16 protein-coding genes and 1 pseudogene are annotated in these 19,175 nt (G+C 66.0%); 7 read left to right on the forward strand and 10 right to left on the reverse strand.

Annotated elements, in window-relative coordinates; translation table 11 throughout:
- Nucleotides 1-139 precede the first annotated feature (139 nt).
- Together AX767_RS20720 and AX767_RS20725 are read left to right on the forward strand one after the other, a co-directional pair.
- A complete protein-coding gene (locus tag AX767_RS20720; protein WP_156481145.1) occupies nt 140-2,626 on the forward strand; it encodes a sodium-translocating pyrophosphatase in 2,487 nt (828 codons plus the stop codon).
- 28 nt (nt 2,627-2,654) lie between these two features.
- Entirely contained in the window at nt 2,655-4,556 is a 1,902-nt protein-coding gene (locus tag AX767_RS20725; protein WP_068633170.1) for a YhgE/Pip domain-containing protein, read from the forward strand.
- Nucleotides 4,557-4,584: 28 nt separating this feature from the next.
- Here AX767_RS20725 and AX767_RS20730 read toward each other — a convergent pair whose 3' ends face one another.
- The 3 genes from AX767_RS20730 to AX767_RS20740 form a co-directional block, all read right to left on the reverse strand.
- Nucleotides 4,585-4,845 (reverse strand): hypothetical protein, encoded by a 261-nt coding sequence (locus AX767_RS20730; protein WP_156481099.1) that lies wholly within the window; start codon nt 4,843-4,845, stop codon nt 4,585-4,587.
- Nucleotides 4,846-4,851: 6 nt separating this feature from the next.
- On the reverse strand, nt 4,852-5,406 hold the full coding sequence (locus AX767_RS20735; RefSeq protein ID WP_156481100.1) for a hypothetical protein: 555 nt from the start codon (nt 5,404-5,406) through the stop codon (nt 4,852-4,854).
- A gap of 117 nt (nt 5,407-5,523) precedes the next feature.
- Entirely contained in the window at nt 5,524-7,098 is a 1,575-nt protein-coding gene (locus tag AX767_RS20740; RefSeq protein ID WP_068633177.1) for a phospholipase D family protein, read from the reverse strand.
- Nucleotides 7,099-7,211: 113 nt separating this feature from the next.
- Here AX767_RS20740 and AX767_RS20745 point away from each other — a divergent pair, with 113 nt between their 5' ends.
- The gene (locus AX767_RS20745; RefSeq protein WP_068633178.1) at nt 7,212-7,760 is read left to right on the forward strand and encodes a peroxiredoxin; all 549 of its coding nucleotides are present in this window, start codon (nt 7,212-7,214) and stop codon (nt 7,758-7,760) included.
- 6 nt (nt 7,761-7,766) lie between these two features.
- Here the strand turns inward: AX767_RS20745 and AX767_RS20750 are convergent, their stop codons facing one another.
- From AX767_RS20750 to AX767_RS20775, 6 genes are all read right to left on the reverse strand, one after another.
- Nucleotides 7,767-8,744, reverse strand: coding sequence for an NAD(P)H-dependent flavin oxidoreductase (locus AX767_RS20750; RefSeq protein WP_068633180.1), 978 nt, complete (start codon nt 8,742-8,744; stop codon nt 7,767-7,769).
- Between the two features lie 34 nt (nt 8,745-8,778).
- On the reverse strand, nt 8,779-9,606 hold the full coding sequence (locus AX767_RS20755) for an enoyl-CoA hydratase (RefSeq protein WP_068633182.1): 828 nt from the start codon (nt 9,604-9,606) through the stop codon (nt 8,779-8,781).
- 123 nt (nt 9,607-9,729) lie between these two features.
- Nucleotides 9,730-10,653: a DUF6999 family protein gene (locus tag AX767_RS20760; protein ID WP_068633183.1), complete on the reverse strand. Its 924-nt coding sequence runs from the start codon at nt 10,651-10,653 to the stop codon at nt 9,730-9,732.
- A 10-nt stretch (nt 10,654-10,663) separates the two neighbouring features.
- Entirely contained in the window at nt 10,664-12,565 is a 1,902-nt protein-coding gene (locus AX767_RS20765; RefSeq protein ID WP_068633185.1) for a StlD/DarB family beta-ketosynthase, read from the reverse strand.
- 9 nt (nt 12,566-12,574) lie between these two features.
- The gene (locus AX767_RS20770) at nt 12,575-13,486 is read right to left on the reverse strand and encodes a fatty acid desaturase (protein ID WP_156481101.1); all 912 of its coding nucleotides are present in this window, start codon (nt 13,484-13,486) and stop codon (nt 12,575-12,577) included.
- A 1-nt stretch (nt 13,487) separates the two neighbouring features.
- The gene (locus AX767_RS20775) at nt 13,488-14,252 is read right to left on the reverse strand and encodes a sterol desaturase family protein (RefSeq protein WP_068633189.1); all 765 of its coding nucleotides are present in this window, start codon (nt 14,250-14,252) and stop codon (nt 13,488-13,490) included.
- 61 nt (nt 14,253-14,313) lie between these two features.
- Between AX767_RS20775 and AX767_RS20780 the strand changes: the two genes are divergently transcribed.
- Complete coding sequence (locus AX767_RS20780; RefSeq protein WP_068633191.1) at nt 14,314-15,747, forward strand: aldehyde dehydrogenase family protein; 1,434 nt, start codon at nt 14,314-14,316, stop codon at nt 15,745-15,747.
- Nucleotides 15,748-15,802: 55 nt separating this feature from the next.
- Nucleotides 15,803-16,357 carry a DUF2325 domain-containing protein gene (locus AX767_RS20785; protein WP_068633193.1) on the forward strand — a complete coding sequence of 185 codons (555 nt, stop codon included), beginning with the start codon at nt 15,803-15,805 and terminating at the stop codon, nt 16,355-16,357.
- Between the two features lie 10 nt (nt 16,358-16,367).
- Here AX767_RS20785 and AX767_RS20790 read toward each other — a convergent pair whose 3' ends face one another.
- Nucleotides 16,368-17,276, reverse strand: a complete 909-nt coding sequence (locus AX767_RS20790) for a ZIP family metal transporter (protein WP_068633194.1) — start codon at nt 17,274-17,276, stop codon at nt 16,368-16,370.
- Nucleotides 17,277-17,532: 256 nt separating this feature from the next.
- Between AX767_RS20790 and AX767_RS20795 the strand changes: the two genes are divergently transcribed.
- A complete protein-coding gene (locus tag AX767_RS20795; protein WP_068633196.1) occupies nt 17,533-18,294 on the forward strand; it encodes an SDR family oxidoreductase in 762 nt (253 codons plus the stop codon).
- A gap of 188 nt (nt 18,295-18,482) precedes the next feature.
- Nucleotides 18,483-19,088: pseudogene (locus tag AX767_RS22180) on the forward strand (serine hydrolase domain-containing protein); the annotation flags it as partial.
- Nucleotides 19,089-19,175 lie beyond the last annotated feature (87 nt).

A 19,175-nucleotide genomic window follows, 5' to 3' on the forward strand; every position in this document is an offset into this window, starting at 1 on the left:
TCGGCGCTTTCGGCGCAGAGCTTCGAGGAAGCAACGCGACGGATAACCCAGATCCCGTATGCGTTGCACGCAGAGTTCGCACGCAGGACAAGGGCTGTCCGTCTCCACAAGTCAGAAAAACTTCATGGAGATGCAAAGCATGATTGGCAACACCCCCCTGATCCTCGCCATCGTCTGCGGCCTCGTGGCCGTGGGCTACGGCTTCTGGGCGCGCAGCTGGATCCTTTCCAAAGACCCCGGCAACGCGCGCATGCAGGAGATCGCCGACGCGATCCAGACCGGCGCCGCGGCTTACCTCGCCAAGCAGTACCGCACCATCGCCATCGTCGGCGTGGTGCTCGCCCTGCTGATCGGCATCTTTCTCGACCTCACCACCGCCGTCGGCTTCGTCGTCGGCGCCGTGTTGTCGGGCGCCTGCGGGTTCATCGGCATGAACGTGTCGGTGCGCGCCAACGTGCGCACCGCGCAGGCCGCGACGCAAGGCATCGGCCCGGCGCTCGATGTCGCGTTCCGCGGTGGCGCGATCACCGGCATGCTGGTGGTCGGACTCGGCCTGCTCGGCGTGACGGGCTTCTACTGGTTCCTGGCGGGCAATGCGGCGCCGGGCGCCAACCTCGCGAACCTGCTGAACCCGCTGATCGGCTTCGCCTTCGGCTCGTCGCTGATCTCGATCTTCGCGCGTCTCGGCGGCGGCATCTTCACCAAGGGTGCGGACGTGGGGGCCGACCTCGTGGGCAAGGTCGAAGCCGGCATTCCGGAAGACGATCCGCGCAACCCGGCCGTGATCGCCGACAACGTGGGCGACAACGTGGGCGACTGCGCCGGCATGGCAGCCGACCTGTTCGAGACCTACGCCGTGACGCTGATCGCCACGATGGTGCTGGGCGCGTTGATGGTCGCGGCCGCCCCGGTCAATGCGGTGCTGTACCCGCTCGCGCTGGGTGGCGTATCGATCATTGCGTCGATCATCGGGTGCTTCTTCGTGAAGGCGTCGCCAGGCATGGTGAACGTGATGCCGGCGCTCTACAAGGGCCTGGCCGTCGCGGGCGTGCTGTCGCTCATCGCTTTCTGGTTCGTCACCAGCTGGATCATTCCGGACAACGCGATCGCGCCGAGCGGCAGCGTGTTGAAACTGTTCGGCGCCTGCTTCGTCGGCCTCGCTTTGACGGCCGCGCTGGTGTGGATCACCGAGTACTACACCGGCACGCAGTACAAGCCGGTGCAGCACATCGCACAGGCCTCGACCACCGGGCACGGCACCAACATCATCGCGGGCCTCGGCGTATCGATGCGCTCCACCGCCTGGCCGGTGATCTGCGTGTGCATCGCGATCATCTGCTCCTACCAGCTCGCCGGGCTGTATGGCATCGCGGTCGCGGCCACGTCGATGTTGTCGATGGCGGGCATCGTGGTGGCGCTCGACGCCTACGGCCCGATCACCGACAACGCCGGCGGCATCGCCGAAATGGCGGGCCTGCCCGACAGCGTGCGCAACATCACCGACCCGCTCGATGCCGTCGGCAACACCACCAAGGCGGTGACCAAGGGCTACGCCATCGGCTCGGCCGGCCTCGCTGCGCTGGTGCTCTTCGCCGACTACACGCACAAGCTGGAAGGCTACGGCCTGGCGATCGACTTCAACCTGAGCGACCCGATGGTGATCGTCGGCCTGTTCATCGGCGGGATGATCCCGTACCTGTTCGGCGCGATGGCGATGGAGGCCGTGGGCCGCGCGGCCGGCGCAGTGGTCGAAGAAGTGCGCCGCCAGTTCCGCGAGATTCCCGGGATCATGGACGGCACCGGCAAGCCCGAATACGGCCGCGCGGTGAGCATGTTGACCGGCGCTGCAATCAAGGAAATGATGATCCCGTCGTTGCTGCCCGTGGTGGTGCCGATTCTGGTCGGCTTGCTGCTCGGCCCGAAAGCGCTCGGCGGCCTGTTGATGGGCACCATCGTGACCGGCCTCTTCGTCGCGATCAGCATGTGCACCGGCGGCGGTGCGTGGGACAACGCCAAGAAATACATCGAGGACGGCCACCACGGCGGCAAGGGCAGCGAGGCGCACAAGGCGGCCGTGACCGGCGACACCGTCGGCGATCCCTACAAGGACACCGCCGGCCCGGCGATCAATCCGCTCATCAAGATCATCAACATCGTCGCGCTGCTCATCGTGCCGCTGGTGGTGAAGTTCCACGGTGGCGATGCTGCTGCGGCGATGCCGCCCAAGGTGATGGCGCCGCCCGCCGCGATGGCCCCTGCCGGGCCGAGCGTGTCGGGCGCGGTGGCCGCCATCGAAGCCGCGTCGTTCAGGGTCGAGGACGGCATCGTGAAGTTCTATTTCGCGACCGGCAAGGCCGAGGTCGCGCCCGGTGCTGGGGCGGCGCTGGCCGACGTGGTCAAGGCAGTGCAAAGCGGCAGCACCGTGGTGGTGAGCGGCTACCACGACACGAGCGGCGATCCTGCGCTGAACGCCGAGCTTGCGAAGCAGCGCGCCGTGGCGGTCGGCGAAGCGCTGAAGGCGGCCGGTGCGCCGGCCGAAAAGATCGAGCTGGCCAAGCCTGCGCAAACCGAGGCCAACGGTCCGCCGGCCGAAGCGCGCCGCGTCGAGGTCAAGGTCAGGTCCTGACGCCGAAGGGCGGTATCCTGCCCGCCCCATGCGCTACCTCTCCTCCCTTCTTCTCGGCATCCTGGCCATCGCACGTGCCGAGCTCACGCTGGTGCGGCGCTTTCCGCGCATCCTGCTCGCGATGGCCGCCATCGGCGCGGTGCCGGCGCTCTATGCGCTGATCTACCTCACCAGCGTCTGGGACCCAGCCGGCCACACGGCCGACCTGCCGGTGGCGATCGTCAACGAGGACAAGGGCGTGACCTATTTCGGCCGCACTGTGAACGTCGGCGTGGAACTCAACCGCACGTTGCTCGAGAAGCGGGCCTTCGGTTTCCGGCCGATGGCCGACGCCGAAGCGGCGCGAGCCGAGGTGCGACGCGGCACCCTCGCCTTCGCATTGCTGATCCCCGCCGATTTCAGCGCGAATGCCGTGCCGGGGACGCAGCGCGGCGCAGGCCAGCTCGTCGTCTACACATCCGAAGGCAACAACTACACCTCCGCCGGATTCGCGCGGCGCTTTGCCGGCGAACTGGGCCACCAGGTCAACGAGATGCTCAACGAGCAGCGCTGGGGACTGGTGCTCAACGCCGCCGCCGGCTCGCAGGAGCGCCTGACCCAGCTAAAGCAAGGCCTGCTGCAATTGCGCGACGGCAGCCAGATGTTGGCCAGCGGCTCCGCGCAGTACAGCGTCGCGGCGCGCGAAGTCGGCACCGGCTTCAAGCAGGTGAACGGCGGCATCCGCACCATCGACAGTAAATTGCCGGCGGACGCCGACCTGCGCGCGCTGAAGTCTGGCGCGCAACAGGTCGCCGCCGGTCAACGGGAACTGGGCAGCGGCCTGGCGCAAATCGACGACGGCATCGGCCAACTGGCCGGCGGTGCGATGCAACTGGGCGACGGCGCCCGGCGCATGCAAAAGGAATCGGCTGGCATTCCTTTCGTGGGCGACCGGCTCTCCACGGGCGCATCGGAGTTGGCAGCGGGCGCCGACAAGCTGCGCGCCGGCCTTGGCCAGGCGCAAGCCGGAACCGCGCAGGCGATCGAAGGCAACCAGATGCTGATCGCTGGCGCGTCACAGGTCGAGAGCGGCGTCGGCCGGCTCACCGACGGTATGACCGCACTGTCGGCGGGCGTGCGCACCATGGCCGGCAAGCTGCCCGACGACCGCAAGCTCGACGAGTTCATGCAGGGGGGCGTACAACTGGCGCAGGGCGCCGATCGCCTCCTCACCGGCGTGCGCACCATCGAAGCCGCTCTGCCGACCTCGATCACACGCATCGAGGGCAGCGCGCAAGGTCTGGCGGATTCGGTCGAGCCGAAGATCGAAGTGGTTGCACCGGTGGCCAACAACGGCAGCGCGTTCGTCCCGAACATGGTGTCGGTCGCGCTCTGGATCGGCGCGGTGATGGCGGGTTTCATCTTCAACATGCGCATCGTGCTGAGCGACCACCACCACTATCCGCGGTTGTCGAAGACGCTCGGCAAGATGACGATGCCCGCCGTGGTCATGCTGCTGCAATGCGCGCTGGTCCTGGCGACGCTGATCGGGGTGCTGCACGTCGAGGCGCCCCGCGTCGTGGCGCTCGGCGTGACGATGGTGCTCGCGTCGATCGTGTTCCTCGCGGTGCTGACGGCCATGCTCCACGTGTTCGGCGACTTCGGCCGCATCCTCACCGTGCTGCTCCTCACGCTGCAGCTGTCGGCAGGTGGCGGCGTGCTGCCGGTCGAGCTTTCGGCGGGCTTCTTTCGCACGGTGCACGACTGGCTGCCCTTCAGCTGGGTGGTGCAGGCCTTCCGCGCCGTGATGTTCGGCGCCTTCGACAACGCCTGGGGCACGGCGTGCGGCATGGTCGTGCTGTCAGGCGCCGTGGCCGTCGCGCTCATGGCGCTGTTCGGCAAATGGAAGGCCGTGGGGATGGACGACTACAAGCCGACCATCGACGTCTGATGGCGTCTACGCGCAGCGCGTGACGGCTTCAGTACCGAATACCGCGGTGGTATTCGTCGGAGATGCTGATCTCCTGCTGTGCTTGCTGCATCAGTTCAATGGCGCGTGCGGCGTGCCCTCCGAAGGTCGGGCCGTTGGCCTGTTGCGCGCCGCGGACGTGACCGATCGCTGCTTGCAGGAGCTGTTCGGCACTCTGGAAATTCGGGTGTGTCAACGCGTACGATGCCGCGCAGCCCAGGACGAGCGCCGCGCTCACCACCCCTGCAAAAAACGACGAGAGGGGTTTCATGGCAGTTCAGTTGCGGCCAAGTGCCACGGGTTGGGTGATCGGGATGTGCAGATCGGAATGCGGCCCGCCCGGCAGCGTGTCGAAATGCGAAGGCCCTTCGGGCAAGCGCGAGTGCTCGGCCTCGTGCAGCAACGCCACCCAGCGGCCGGCCGAGGAATCCGCCGGTTCGTCGTTGGTGAAGATACCGTTCCGGATGAAGAAGGTCTCGCCGCTCGGCCGTTCGACATGCAGCTCGATCAGGCGGCTGATCGGGAATGTGTACGTGACCAGCTTTTCCTTGGACTTGCTGTCCTTCGCGCCGCAGTTGAAGAATCCTTCGGCCGCGATCACGATGCACGAGCCCTCAACCGGATTGGCCTCTTGCCCATCCCCGGCGCCGCAGCGCCAGATTGCGGCCGGCAGCCGGGCGCGCACCTTGTCGATGACGAGGTCGCGGGCTCGGTTGAGCCCGGTCAACGGGGGCACCAGCGAACGGAGCTGACGCAGTCGCTCTGCAAAATTGTCGTCAAGCGTGAACTCGACGTGATGCGCCGGTTCGCCGTTGCGCTTGACGACCTGCATGACAATTTGACGTGTGTTGCTCACCGCATCCACCTTGAAAACAGAGTTACTTACCAACGGTATCAATTGTTATCAACTCTATCGAAGATTTCTGCTAAGCGGTAGACAGCCTTTAGTTCACAACAACGTCTCGGGAACGATGGGCGCGATGAGCGAGTTGTAGAAGCGTTTGAAGAAGCTCGATTCCGGCTCGGTGGTGAGCACCATCTCCTGCTCGCCGTCGGTGGTCAGCCATTCGAGCGTCCCGGCCGGTTGGGCCAGACGCAATCGGTAGGAGTTCTGCAGCTTGCTGATGTTGATGATGCGAAGCATCTCGCGCGCGAGTTGCGGGCTATCGATCACTACGCCCATTTCAGTGTTCTGGCTGGCGGAGCGCGGATCGAGGTTCATCGAGCCGACGAAGATCTTCCGCTGGTCGATGGCAGCGGTCTTGGAATGGAGCCGCCCCAGCGACTTGCCGAACATGCCGAAGCGCTTGCCGGCGGTGGTGCGCTCCGGGCTCAGTTCGTACACGTCGGCGCCGCTCAGCAGCAGGCGCTTCCGGTAGCGCACATAGCCGGTGTGCACCAGCGGCTCGTCGTTGGCGGCCAGCGAGTTGGTCAGCAGGGTGAGCTTCACCTGGCGCTTGCGCAGATCGTCGAAGGCGGCCATGCCCTTCTCGCCCGGCACCAGATAGGGCGAGGTTAGCTCGACTTCGCTTTGCGCTTCGAGCAACAGGCCCCACACCTTCATCGTCACGCTGGTGGCGATGGCTTCGTCCTCGGTCATATAGGCAGGCTTGCTCGGCGGGTCGGCGATCGCCAGCGCCTCGCCCCATAGGAGCCCGAGCCGGCCACCGTCGAGTTCTTCGCCGATGGGGCCGTAGCCCAGAATGTCCGATGGCGGCAATTCGATCTTCGGCGGCGGCGCGGCCATGCCGACCCAGTTGTCGAAGTCCACGCCGGTGAGCTGACGACCGTCGTCCGAACGCACGACCTCGTCGATCGGCCGCACCTGCTCACTGTTCCAGTAGGCATCGAAGATGGTTTCGAGTTGCGGGATCACCTTGCCGACGGCCAGCGCATCCATGTCGATGAAGTTCTGCGCCTCGCTCAGCACGAAATACTCGTCGGCAATGTTGCGACCGCCGACCACCGCCATCTTGCCGTCGGCGATGAACAGCTTGTTGTGCATGCGGTGATTGAGCCGCCCGATTTCCGAAGGCGAAGCCAGGAAGCGCGAAAGCAAACCGTTGCGCGCGCAGCAAAACGGGTTGTAGAGGCGCACGTCGACATTCGGCGTTTCCGACAAGGCCAGCAGCAATTGCTGGCTCTTGGCGGTGTAGAGGTCGTCGACCAACACGCGCACCTTCACGCCGCGCTGCGCCGCTTCGCGCAGCGAACGCAACAACAAGCGGCCGACGGCGTCGTTCTCGAGCTGGTAGTACTGAACCACCAGCGAGCGTTCGGCACGCTGCGCGAGCTGGATGCGCGCATCGAGCGAATAGACCCCGAGCGGCATGAGGCGAAAGCCCGAATGCTCGCCGGGCGGCGTCGACGCCTGCGCAATCTTCGCGAGCTTGGTCGATGGATCTGCCGCCATGGCCTGGACCGCAGGGCGTTCGCGCGGCGGCGGCAAGGTGCCGCAGGCGCCGAGCATGGCAACCAAGGCGGCGGCAAACACCGCGCGCAAGGTCAGTTTCAGCGTCTTCATGGTTTTTTCCTCTGGGCTGTTTCGAGTACGCAGATGCGCGCGCACCGGTTTCAGCCGGTTGTCCGACAGCGCCTCAACCTAGAATCGAAGCCACATCTGCCAGGAGCCACATCATGGGCCACGCATCGCATTCGATCCTCTCACGCGCCGCCTTGGCGATGACGCTTTCGCTCTGCGGTTTTTCGGCGCAAGCCGCTCTCGACATCGGCGATGCTGCGCCCAAGTTCACGGCGAACGCTGCGCTGGGCGGCAAGACCTTCCGCTACTCGCTCGCCGACGCTCTCGCCAAGGGGCCGGTGGTGGTGTATTTCTTTCCGGCGGCCGATTCGAGCGACTGCTCGCTCGAAGCCCACGCATTCGCCGAGGCCACTGACAAGTTCGCCGCGCTGGGCGCCACCGTCATCGGCATCTCGGCAGACGACATCGGCACGCTGACCCGGTTTTCAGTCAAGTCCTGCCAGAGTCGTTTCCCGGTGGCCTCCGACGAGTCGAAGGCCGTGATCCAGAGCTATGACGCCCTCATGCAAACACGGCCCGACTTCGCCAACCGGCTTTCGTATGTGATCGCGCCCGACGGCAAGGTGGCCTACTACTACCAGAACCTCAACCCCGACAAGCACGTCGAGCGCATGCTCAAGGCGGTCGAGGCGCTGCGCAAATAGCCCGGGTCAACGCCCGATGGCGCGCGACAGCCGCTCGACGATGATCGATTCGGCCTCCGCCATGATGCGGTCGATCAGTTCCTTCACGGTCGGCACATCGTGGATCAGGCCCGCGACCATGCCGCACGACCACGCACCCGCATCCATGTCGCCGTCTTTCATGATCTTGGGATAGACGCCGGCCACTTCTTCGAGGATGTCTTCGAACTTGAGGTTGGCGCCGAGCTCGCGTTCCTTCACGATGAGGCGGTCGACCGCATCGTTCTTCAGCACGCGCTCGGTGTTTCGCAGCGAGCGCATCACCAGGCGCGTGTCGAGTTCGCTCGCTTCGACGATGGCGCGCTTCACGTTCTCGTGCACCGGCGCTTCCTTCGTGGCGATGAAGCGCGTGCCCATGTTCATGCCTTCGGCGCCGAGCGCCATCGCCGCGACCAGCGAGCGGCCGTCGGCCATGCCGCCCGACGCCACGAACGGAATCTTGAGCGATTCGGCCGCGCGCGGCAGCAGGATGAAGTTCGGCACGTCGTCTTCGCCGGGATGGCCGCCGCACTCGAAGCCGTCGACGCTCACGGCGTCGCAACCGATCGACTCCGCCTTGAGCGAGTGCCGCACAGAGGTGCACTTGTGGATGACCTTGATGCCCGCCTCGTGCAGCATTGGCATCCACTTCTGCGGGTTGTTGCCGGCCGTCTCGACTGCTTTCACGCCGCCTTCGATGATGGCCTTGATGTAGCCCGGGTAGTCGGGCGAACTCACCGTCGGCAAGAAGGTGAGGTTCACGCCGAACGGCTTGTCGGTCATCTCGCGGCAACGGGCAATCTCTTGCGCCAGCAGCTCGGGTGTGCGCTGCGTGAGGCCGGTGATGATGCCGAGCCCGCCGGCGTTCGACACGGCCGCCGCCAGCTCGGCAAAGCCGACGTAGTGCATGCCGCCCTGGATGATCGGGTGCTCGATGCCGAAGAGTTCGGTGATACGGGTCTTCATGGGGTCTTGCCTGTCAGGTCGATGGGAATGGATTTCAGCGGCCGCTGAACACCGGCTCGCGCTTTTCGACGAAGGCGCGACTGGCTTCGCGATGGTCTTCGGTCTGGCCGCAATGGATGTGGTGCGTCGCTTCGAGGTCGAGGCAATCATCCACCTCGCCGGCCATCGCACGATTGAGGTTTTCCTTCATATAGCGGTAGGCGACGGTCGGGCCGTTCGCCAGACGCAGCGCAATCTCGCGAGTGCGCTCGGCCAGCGCTTCGGGTGCACACACCCAGTTGGTCAGGCCGAGGGCGAGCGCCTCTTCGGCGCTCACGCGTTCCGACAGCAAATACAACTGCCGCGCCTTGGCCGCGCCGACCAGCTGCGTCATGAAATAGGTGCCGCCGTAGTCACCCGAAAAACCGACGCGCGCGAAAGCGGTGGTCATGATCGCGGCGCTCGACATGATGCGCAGGTCGCAGGCCAGCGCCAGCGACAGGCCGGCACCAGCCGCTGCGCCCGGTAGCGCAGCGATGGTCGGCTTGGGCATCTTGAACAACCGTCCGGCCGTCTCGCGCTGGTTGATGCGCTGGACGTGGATGGCCTGGTCGATCGTCAATGCCCCCACGGTGCCGTCGCCCGAACTGGCCATGCCCTTGACGTCGCCGCCGGCACAAAACCCCTTGCCGGCCCCCGTGAGCACGATGCACTTGACTGCCGGGTCGACCTCGGCGGATGCCAGCTGCTTTTGCAGCGCCTGGTTCATCTCGCGCGACATCGCATTGCGCGCATCGGGGCGGTTGAGCGTGAGGGTGAGCACGCCCGTGTCGAGGGAGGCGAGAAGGTCGGGGGTGCCGGTGTCGATGGAGGTGGTGGTCATGTGTAGTCGTTGTGGTGATGCGATGCGGCTGGCGCCGCAACGAGCTTCGCAGGCCTGGCCGCCCAGCGGATTCGATGCACTGATTCGCGCACATCAATCGCGTGCATGCCGACGCGGCGGGGTTCAGGCGGCCGCGGTCGGCCCGCTGGTCGTGTTGACCGCGACGCCTTCGGCCTGCGCCACCTGAAAACGCTGCAACAGGCTGTGCAGCATTTCAGTGGAGAGCCCGTGGATCACCAGCCGGTGGCCGGCGCGCAAGGTCGACAGCGGCACCAGCGGATGCTTGTTATTGACCAGCACCAGATGCTCCGGCGCCGCGAGCAGCGTGGCCGTGTAGATACCGATGGTCTCGTCCAGCTGCAGCGAGTTGGCCGCGCGCCAGAAGTCGTTGTCGGTCAGCATCAGCTGGTAGAGCGGCGTGAAGAGCTCGATGGCGCTCTGCAGGTCGAGGAAATTGAGCTTGCCGCGCGGCATGTCTTCGAGCTTCAGGTCCGGGTTGCGAATCATCGACAGATCGAGGTGCTGGGGCTTGCGCAGTTCGAGGCCCTGCTCCCGCAGCGCCTTGTTCAGGCGAATCACGAAGTTGAAGAGGTTCAGGTCGTGCTTCAGGAACATGTGGTCCTTCAGCGCGTCGATGTCGGCCGGCTCCAGCGGGCTCGTCGCCACCGGTGCCGGCGAATTGCGCCCGATGAAGGCAAGCACCTGCGAGCCCAGGTGGAAGTGCCGCAGGATCAGCCAGTTCGCCTCGGGCGACACGAAGCGCTTGAGCCCCCACGCGAGAAAGCGGTGCAGCAGCCCGGAGTGCGACCAGTTGCGCGGCACGAACACCTTCACCACCTGCAGCAGGATGATGAAAGCGCGCGCCAGTGGCCGGAAGAAAGGCAACAGGTACTGGCGCGAGGCCGAGCTCGAATCGGTGAGCCACGCGGTCTTCACGTCGTCGGGCAGCGGCGTGCTCTGGTCGAGATAGAGCGCGAGCCAGGGGCTCGGGTCGCGCTCATCCCAGGGCTTCGAAAGAAAGTCCGGGGGTGTGGGTGTCGTGCTCATGGCGTGGTCTTCAACGGTCCTGCGTGACATGCTGGAACTGCATGAGGTACAGCGCGGCGGTGTGTTTGGCTGTGTCGATGATCTGCTGCGGCGCGCGGCCGGTGGTGTCGAGCGACATCACCATTTCGACGGCCATCAGCCAGCGGCTCAAATGGTGCTCGTCGTTGTGGCCGTGGTACTCGAGGAAACGGAACACGTCGGGCGGCAACGACAACGATGCCTTCAGCAGTGGCAACAACGCGGGCACGATGCGCTGACCGGTGCCTTCGATGATGTAGATCGCGCCCAGCAAGCCGATCGGGTCGCGCGTGGCGGCCAAGCCGTGCAGGTAGGCGTTGAGCGCCTCGCCACCCGGGTTGCGCCGCAGCGCGGTGATCTCGCTCACCGTGCCGCCAGCCTTGCGGTAGTCGTCGAACAGGATCTGGAAATCGTTCTGCTCCTCGCCGGCATGTACGCCGATCAGCGCCGCGAGCGCGGCGTAGTCGCCGCTCAACGAAGCCGCGCCTTCGCGCATCCAAAGGCTGCCTTCGCGCACCTGTGGCACCCAGTGTTCCATCCAGTTCAGGTAGTCGGGCGGCGTGAAGCGGCGCTCGCGGATCTTGCGCACGAGCGGTGTGCGCCAGACCTGTGAGCGGTAGTCGTGCCAGATCGACGCGAGCTCGGTGAGCAGGTCGCGCAACGCGGCCGGTGCCTGTGCGGGGTCGTGCGGCGGCGCGATCACGTCCGCTTTCTGCGTCGCGATCTCGGCCTGGACCGTTGGCCGGGCCTCGGACTTCGAAGCGCCCTCGCCTTCCACCTCGAGCAGCATGTAGGCCGCCATGAAGCGACCCGACTCCGGCACGTAGCAAAAGATCTGTTCGCCCGGTTTCACGGTCCGCGTGTGCAAGAACTCGGCCAGCATGATCAGGATCGACGCCGCGCCGGTGTTGCCGCGCCACGCCAGGTTGCTCCACCAGCGTTCGCGCGGAATCGCGAGACCCGCCTTGCCCATCAGGTCTTCCACGACCGGGATGAATTTCTCGGACGAGTAGTGGCACAGAAAGTGGTCGACACGGGCCGGGTCGACCCAGCCGTCCTTGACCAGCGTCGCGTACTCGTGGATGCCGATGTCGAACAGATGCGGCAGCAGCCGGATGTCTTGCCGCAGCGAGAGTGCGCCCGCGGCTTCAGCTTCCTGCCAGGAGCCGTAGTCGAGGTGGCCCTTTTGCCGGTCTTCGGTGAGGCCCAGTTGCATGCAGACCGGATAGTCGCCGGAGAACGCGCGCTGGTGCACCCACTTCAGCCGCAGCTTGAGCCCCGGCTGGCCCGCGAGTGATGCGGCATTCGACAGCAGCAACGCACCGGCACCATCGGACAGCATCCAGCGCAGGAAGTGCGAATCGAAGTCCGTTTCGTAGCCGCGCGCCGCGAAGCGCGAGCGCTTGAAAAGCCGCGATGGCAGCTCGCTCGCGACCGCCAGCGCGCTGGTGTGTGCGCCGAGCTCGATGCCCTGCGCCGCCGCCTGGATCGCCGACACGCCCGCGGCGCAAATGCCGTGCACCGACAACGTTTCCATCGGCGGCGCGGCGAGTTCGCCCTGCAACATGTTGGCGAAGCCGGGCATCAGCGTGTCGCCGCCCGAAGAGCCGGTCGCGAGCAGCGACACGCTCGCGAGATCGACGCCACCGCGCTGAAGGCAATCGCGCACGGCACCGGCTGCGAGTTGCGCGTTGTTGAACACCGTTTCGCCTTCGGCATCGATCGCGTAGTGGCGTTGGCGGATGCCGTTCTCGGCCAGGATGCGGCGCTTGATCCGCTGCGACATGCGATTGAGTGGCGCGATGAACGCATCCATCTGCTCGTTCCCGATGGGTGCGCCCGGCATGAAGTAGCCGGCGCTCTGGAGGTAGACGCTTTTGAAAGGAACAGGCATGTCGTCGGTTCAGTGGGTGGTTGGCTTCACAGCCATGAGCGAGTGGCTGCGAAAGCGCGGCAGCACCGCGCCGAGCAGGTAGACGCGCAGCATGTACGGCACCAGGCCGCGTTCGTTGAGGGCGGGGTCGACGCGGTGGCGGTAGTGCGCGCGGTGCAGCCGGGTGAGTTCGGACCAGTGGGCATGCGGGTTCTCGTGGTGAGCGGTGTGGAGCCCGATGTTGAACAGGAGCGGGTTGACCAGACCCTCGAAGTTGCGCGCGTAGTTGAGCGTGCGCCCTTGCGTATCGCCAGACGCTCCCGGCGGATGCCCATCCGCATGTGCGTGCTGCAGGTAGTTGGTCGCGAGCAGCCAGTGCAGGCCGTGCAGCTGCGGCACGATCACGAAGACGAGCGCCTTCTTCCAGTCGATGGCGAGCAGCACCACCCACGAGCCGAGCCACACGCCGTACTGCGCGACGCAGTAGCCGAAGGCACCGGAGCGTTGGCGTCGCAGCGCCTTCAACCAGTTGATGAAGAGCGGATAAAGAACCCAAGCGGCCTGCAGCGGATGCAGGAGGTAGCCGGTCAGATGATTGGTGTCGCCGCCCGCGAAGCGATAGGTGCGCGCAACGTCTTTCGGTCCATGGCGATGCCGATGGTGGTTGGCGACGTGAGCCGGCCAGAAGACGAAAGTCGGATGGCCTTGAAGCAGCGTGATGCCGAAGTCCGTCACGCGATTGGCGGTGCGACCGCGCCACATGCGCAGGTGCGTGTGGTTGTGGTGAATCACGCCGATGCCGAGCGTGAGGAACAGCAGCAGCGCGTAGAGCGGCCATGAGAAACCATTGAACCATTGCCAAGCCGCGAGCGCGGGGAGCGCGGCGAGGTAGGCGAGGCTTTGCCAGTCGCGGAGGTTGCGCAATCGCGGTCGCTCGCGCATGTCAGCTTTTTTGCCGCGCCCGGAACGCATTCAATTGCGCATCGGCTGCGTCACCCGCCAGCCGTGTCCTGAACAACCGGTCCATGAAGGTGAACTGGAAGCCGTAGTTGCCGCTGTGACACGCATGGTGCAGATGGTGGCGCCGGCTCGCGGCAAACCAATGGCCATACGACACGCGCGTGAAGAAGTCGTAGTTGGCATGCCCAACATTGTTGAAGAACAGGCTGAAGATCGGCACCGATGCGAGCGCCCAGAAGCTGAAGTCGTGCACCAGCATCGGCAGCAGGATCACATTGCCCAGCATGGCCGCCTCGATCGGATGGAAGCTGTAGCTCGAGAACGGCGTGCTCACCATCGAGCGGTGATGCGGGCCGTGGAAGCGACGCAGCCAGCGCGTGTGCAGCAAGCGGTGGTTGATCCAGAAATGCACGTCGTTCCAAACCGCCAGCACCAGGATCTCGGCGGCGATACGCCAGCCCGACGGGTCTACAGCGAGCCGGGCCCAACCCAGCTGCAGCAATCCCCACGGGAACACCATGCCAAGCCCGAAAATCAGGATCGACAGGCCCGACTGCGTGAACTCCTCGCGCAACTGCCCGGCGCGCAGCGGCCGGGGGTCGAGCACGCGCCCGATAGCGAGCGCAGGCAGCAGCTTGCGCGTGAGCCACCAGGTGATCGCACCGAAGCTGAGGTAGATGCTGCCGAAGAACAGCAGACCCCAGGCCATGGCCTGGATTGCGGAGAGGGACTGGAAAATTTGTGCCACAGCCGGAGTATCTCAGCACCGCTCGCGAGCGGATCCGCGACGCTTGCAGGAGAATTCCGCCATGCAACTGAATTTCATCGCCAACGCCAACGTGCCGTCCGCCTCCGGCCGCACCCTCCCCGTCATCGATCCTTCCGATGGCCAGGTCTTCGACGAGCTGCAGCGCAGCAACGCCGACGACATCGATTCCGCGGTGCGCGCAGCGCGCGACTGCTTCGACAACGTCTGGCACAAGGTGAGCGCGGCCGACCGCGGCCGGCTGCTCTACAAGCTTTCGCAGAAGATCGCCGAGCACACCGGCGAGCTCGCGCTGCTGGAGCAACGCGATTGCGGCAAGCCCGTGAAGCAGGCGCGCGCCGATGCACTGGCGCTGGTGCGCTACTTCGAGTTCTACGCCGGCGCCTGCGACAAGCTGCACGGCGAAACCATTCCGTACCAAGACGGCTACAGCGTCTTCACCTGGCGCGAGCCGCACGGCGTCACCGGCCACGTCATTCCGTGGAACTACCCGATGCAGATCTTCGGGCGCAGCGTCGGCGGCGCGCTGGCGGCGGGCAATGCGTGTGTGGTCAAGCCGGCGGAAGACGCCTGCCTGTCGCTCATCCGCGTGGCACAACTGGCAGCCGAAGTCGGGTTCCCGGCGGGCGCACTGAACATCGTCACCGGCTACGGCCATGAGGTCGGCGATGCGCTCGCGCGGCATCCGGGCATCGACCACATCAGCTTCACCGGCAGCCCGTCGGTCGGCACGCTGATCCAGCAGGTCGCGGCGGAGCGACATTGCCCGGTCACGCTCGAGCTGGGCGGCAAGAGCCCGCAGATCATCTTCGCGGACGCCGACCTCGGCGCCGCGATTCCGGTGCTCATCAACGCGATCGTGCAGAACGGCGGCCAGACCTGTTCGGCCGGCTCGCGCGTGCTGATCGAGCGCGAGGTGTACGAGCTGGTGCTCGAGCGCCTCGGCCACGCCTTCGAGGCGCTGCGCGTCGGCCCGGCCGCGATGGACCTCGACGTCGGTCCGCTGATCCGCCAATCGCAGCAGCAGCGCGTGTGGGACTTCCTGAGCGATGCACAGCACGACGGCATCCCGATGGTGGCGCAAGGCATCGTCGTCGAGGAAGCGCCCGAGACCGGCTTCTACCAGGCGCCCACGCTGCTGCGCGACGTGCCGGTGATGCACCGCTTGGCGCAGGAAGAAGTCTTCGGCCCGGTGCTCGCCGCGATGCAGTTCAGCGACGAAGACGAAGCCGTCTCGCTCGCCAACGCCACGCAGTTCGGCCTGGTCGCCGGCGTGTGGACGACCAACGGCGCGCGCCAGTTCCGCATGGCCAAGCGCGTGCGCGCCGGCCAGGTGTTCATCAACAACTACGGCGCGGGCGGCGGTGTCGAGCTGCCTTTCGGCGGCGTGAAGTCGTCGGGCTACGGACGCGAAAAGGGCTTCGAGGCGCTGTACGGGTTCACCACGTTGAAGACCGTGGCGGTGCGACACGGTTAAGCAGCCAAGATAAGAATCGCTATCATCTGGCGGTCTTCCACTGAAAGGATTCCGCATGATCGCTGCACCGTCGGATGTCGACCTGCTGCTGCGCGAACACCGCGCGCTGCTGGCGCAATACGGCGCGGTGCAACGGCGTTGTGCCGGCCTCTTGACCGAGCAACAGGCGCGCATCGTGCGCCTCGAATCCGACACGCTGCAGTTGCGCGCGTTGCTCATCGCCCGCGACACGGCGCTCGCCTTCGCGCGTGAAGATCGCGCAGCGCTCGAACTCGCTGCCGTGCCGCTCGACGTGCACCAGAAGGCCGTGCTCTGCATCGGCAAGGACGCGCCGAACGCGCGCGCCACGCGGCGCGTCATCGAGCGCGCGGGCGGCCAGTTCCTGCAGCACGACGGTGCGGATGCGGACGACAGCGAGGCACTCGAAGCGAGCCTGCGCGCTGCCGACCTCGTGATTTGCCAGACCGGCTGCGTGAGCCACGACGCGTACTGGCGCGTGCAGGACCATTGCAAGCGCACCGGCAAGCGCTGCGTGCTGGTCGATCAGCCGCAGCCGATCCGCTTCATGGCGCGCGCCGGACGCGAAGCCAGCGCGACCGGAGAGTCTTGAAGCGCAGCGCTCAGCCGAGCGCCGTGTCGAGCAACATCATCAGCACGAAGCCGACCATGAGGCCGCCGGTCGCGCACGCCTCGTGCCCCTTGCGGTGCGACTCCGGAATGATCTCGTGGCTGATGACGAACAGCATCGCGCCTGCCGCGAAACCCAGCCCCCACGGCAGCAGCGCGGCCGAGTAGCCGACAACGGCGGCGCCCAGCACAGCGCCCACCGGCTCGATCAACCCCGAGGCCATGCCGAGCGTCACCGCGAACGAGCGCTTATAGCCGGCCGCCAGCAACGCCACCGCGACGACCAGGCCTTCCGGCACGTCCTGGATGGCGATGCCCATGGCCAGAGCGTCGGCGCGCAGACCTTCGTTGCCCGCATAGCCGACACCGATTGCCAGCCCTTCGGGAAGGTTGTGCAAGGCGATCGCGATCACGAAGAGCCACGTGCGTCGCAGCTTCTGCGCCGAGTGGCCTTCGCGCCCCTTGATGAAATGCTCGTGCGGCAACACGCGCTCCATCAACAGCAACGCCAGTCCACCGAGCAGGATCGCGATGCCGACGATGCCGCCGCCCACCCACGGGCCACCGCCGAACGCGGTGCCGGCCTTGGCAGCTGCGATGCCGGGGATCACGAGCGAAAACGCGCAGGCCGCCAGCATCACACCTGCGCCAAAACCGAAGAGCGTGTCCTGCACCCTGTCGGAGAGACGTTGCGCGAACAACACCGGCAAGGTGCCAAGCGCCGTGGCCAATGCCGCGACGGAGCCGCCGATGAGTGCCTCCAGCACCACCGGATTGCCCTGCACGTCATGCCAGAACTGCGCCACGAGCACCAACACGCCCGCACCGACGATGCCCAGGCCCAGCCACTCGCGCAGGGCGCGGTTGCGCCTCGGTAGCGCGGTGGTTTGCAGGTCTTCCATCGAACGGGTTTCCTTTGCCGCGGGACGCGGCGGGTCACCAGGGCGGTCGGCCCGGTTGTCACGGTTTTAAAACGTCGAACGATTCGCAGGGCGACGGATTGACCCCTGGCCGTCGTAGGCGCCGATGCCAAACGAATGCCCGCCTCGGCCTGCAAATGATAATCGTTCTTATTTAAGCGATCGAGTGTAGGGGGCTAACGGCCTTGCCTACACTGGCACCCCTCACTTTTTCACCACACTTCTGGAGACACACGCCATGCGCGTCAAAGACAAATCGATCATCGTGACCGGCGCCGGCGGCGGCATCGGCGAAGGCATCGCCAAGCGGCTGGCCGCCGAAGGCGCGCAGGTCGTCGTGAACGACATCAACCCGGCCGCGGGGCAGCTGGTGGTCGACGCCATCCTGCGCGAGGGCGGCCGCGCTTCGTTCTTCGCAGCCGACGTCACGAAATCCGCCGATATGAAGGCGCTGGTGGCCGCCGCCGTCGAGCGCCATGGCAAGCTCGACGCGATGGTCAACAACGCGGGCTGGACGCACCGCAACCGCCCGGCCCTCGAAGTCAGCGAAGCAGAATTCGACCGCTGCTACGCGGTCAATGTGAAGAGCATCTACCTGGCGACGATGTTCGCGGTGCCGGCCTTCCAGGCCAACGGCGGCGGCAGCTTCATCAACATCGCCTCGACCGCGGGCGTGCGTCCGCGGCCCGGCCTCACCTGGTACAACGGCTCGAAGGGCGCGGTCATCACGACCAGCAAGTCGCTCGCCGCCGAGCTCGGCCCCGACAACATCCGCGTGAACTGCATCAACCCGGTGTTCAACCCCGACACCGGCCTGGCGGCCGAATTCGCCGGCGGCCCGCTCACCGAAGAACGCAAGGCCAAGTTCCGCGCCACCATTCCGCTCGGCCGTTTCTCGACCGCGCTCGATGTCGCCAATGCGGCCCTGTATCTGGCGAGCGATGAGGCATCGTTCATCACGGGCGTGTGCATCGAGGTCGACGGCGGCCGCTGCGTCTGAGGGGAAAAAGGCGGCACAGACCGCCCTGACATTTCCAACAAGAAGGAGACAGAACCGTGAATTCCATGAACCGCATCGCGCGCCGCACCCTGCTCGGTGTCGCCCTGGCGCTGCCACTCCTGGCCTCAGCACAACTGCTGCCGGCCGCCAGCCCCGAGCGCGTCGGCCTGTCCGGCGAACGATTGCAGATGCTCAGCGACGTGCTGAAAGCCGACGTCGCCGCCAACAAGATCCCCGGCGCGGTGCTGCTGGTGTCGCGTCAGGGCAAGGTCGCCTGGTTCGATGCCATCGGCAAGCTCGATACCGCCGCCGGCACGCCGATGGTCAAGGACGGCCTCTTTCGCATCTACTCGATGAGCAAGCCGATCACCACGGTGGCCGCGATGATGCTGGTCGAAGATGGGAAGCTGAAGCTCGACGACCCGATTGCGATGTACCTGCCCGAGTTCGCCAACATGACGGTCGGCGTAGAGAAACCGGGCGCTGACGGCAAGCCGGTGCTTGAGACCGTGCCGGCGCGCCGGCCGATCAGCGTGCAGGACCTGATGCGCCACACCTCCGGCCTCACCTACGGATTCTTCGGCCCGGGCCTGGTCAAACAGGCCTACAACGCCGCGAACCTCGGCGCGGGCGACCCGACACTGGCCGAGTTCTCGCAGCGCCTCGCCAAACTGCCGCTGGCCTACCAGCCCGGCACGACCTGGGACTACAGCCAGTCGACCGACATCCTCGGACGTGTGATCGAAGTGGCGTCGGGCCAGTCGCTCTACACCTTTGAAAAGGCCCGTCTGCTCGATCCGCTCGGAATGACCGACACCAGCTATTACGTGCCGGAACCGGTGCGGCAGCAGCGCATCGCGGAGCCACTGGCGACCGATCGC

The organism is Variovorax sp. PAMC 28711, from assembly GCF_001577265.1.
In the GTDB taxonomy this organism is placed as follows: domain Bacteria; phylum Pseudomonadota; class Gammaproteobacteria; order Burkholderiales; family Burkholderiaceae_C; genus Variovorax.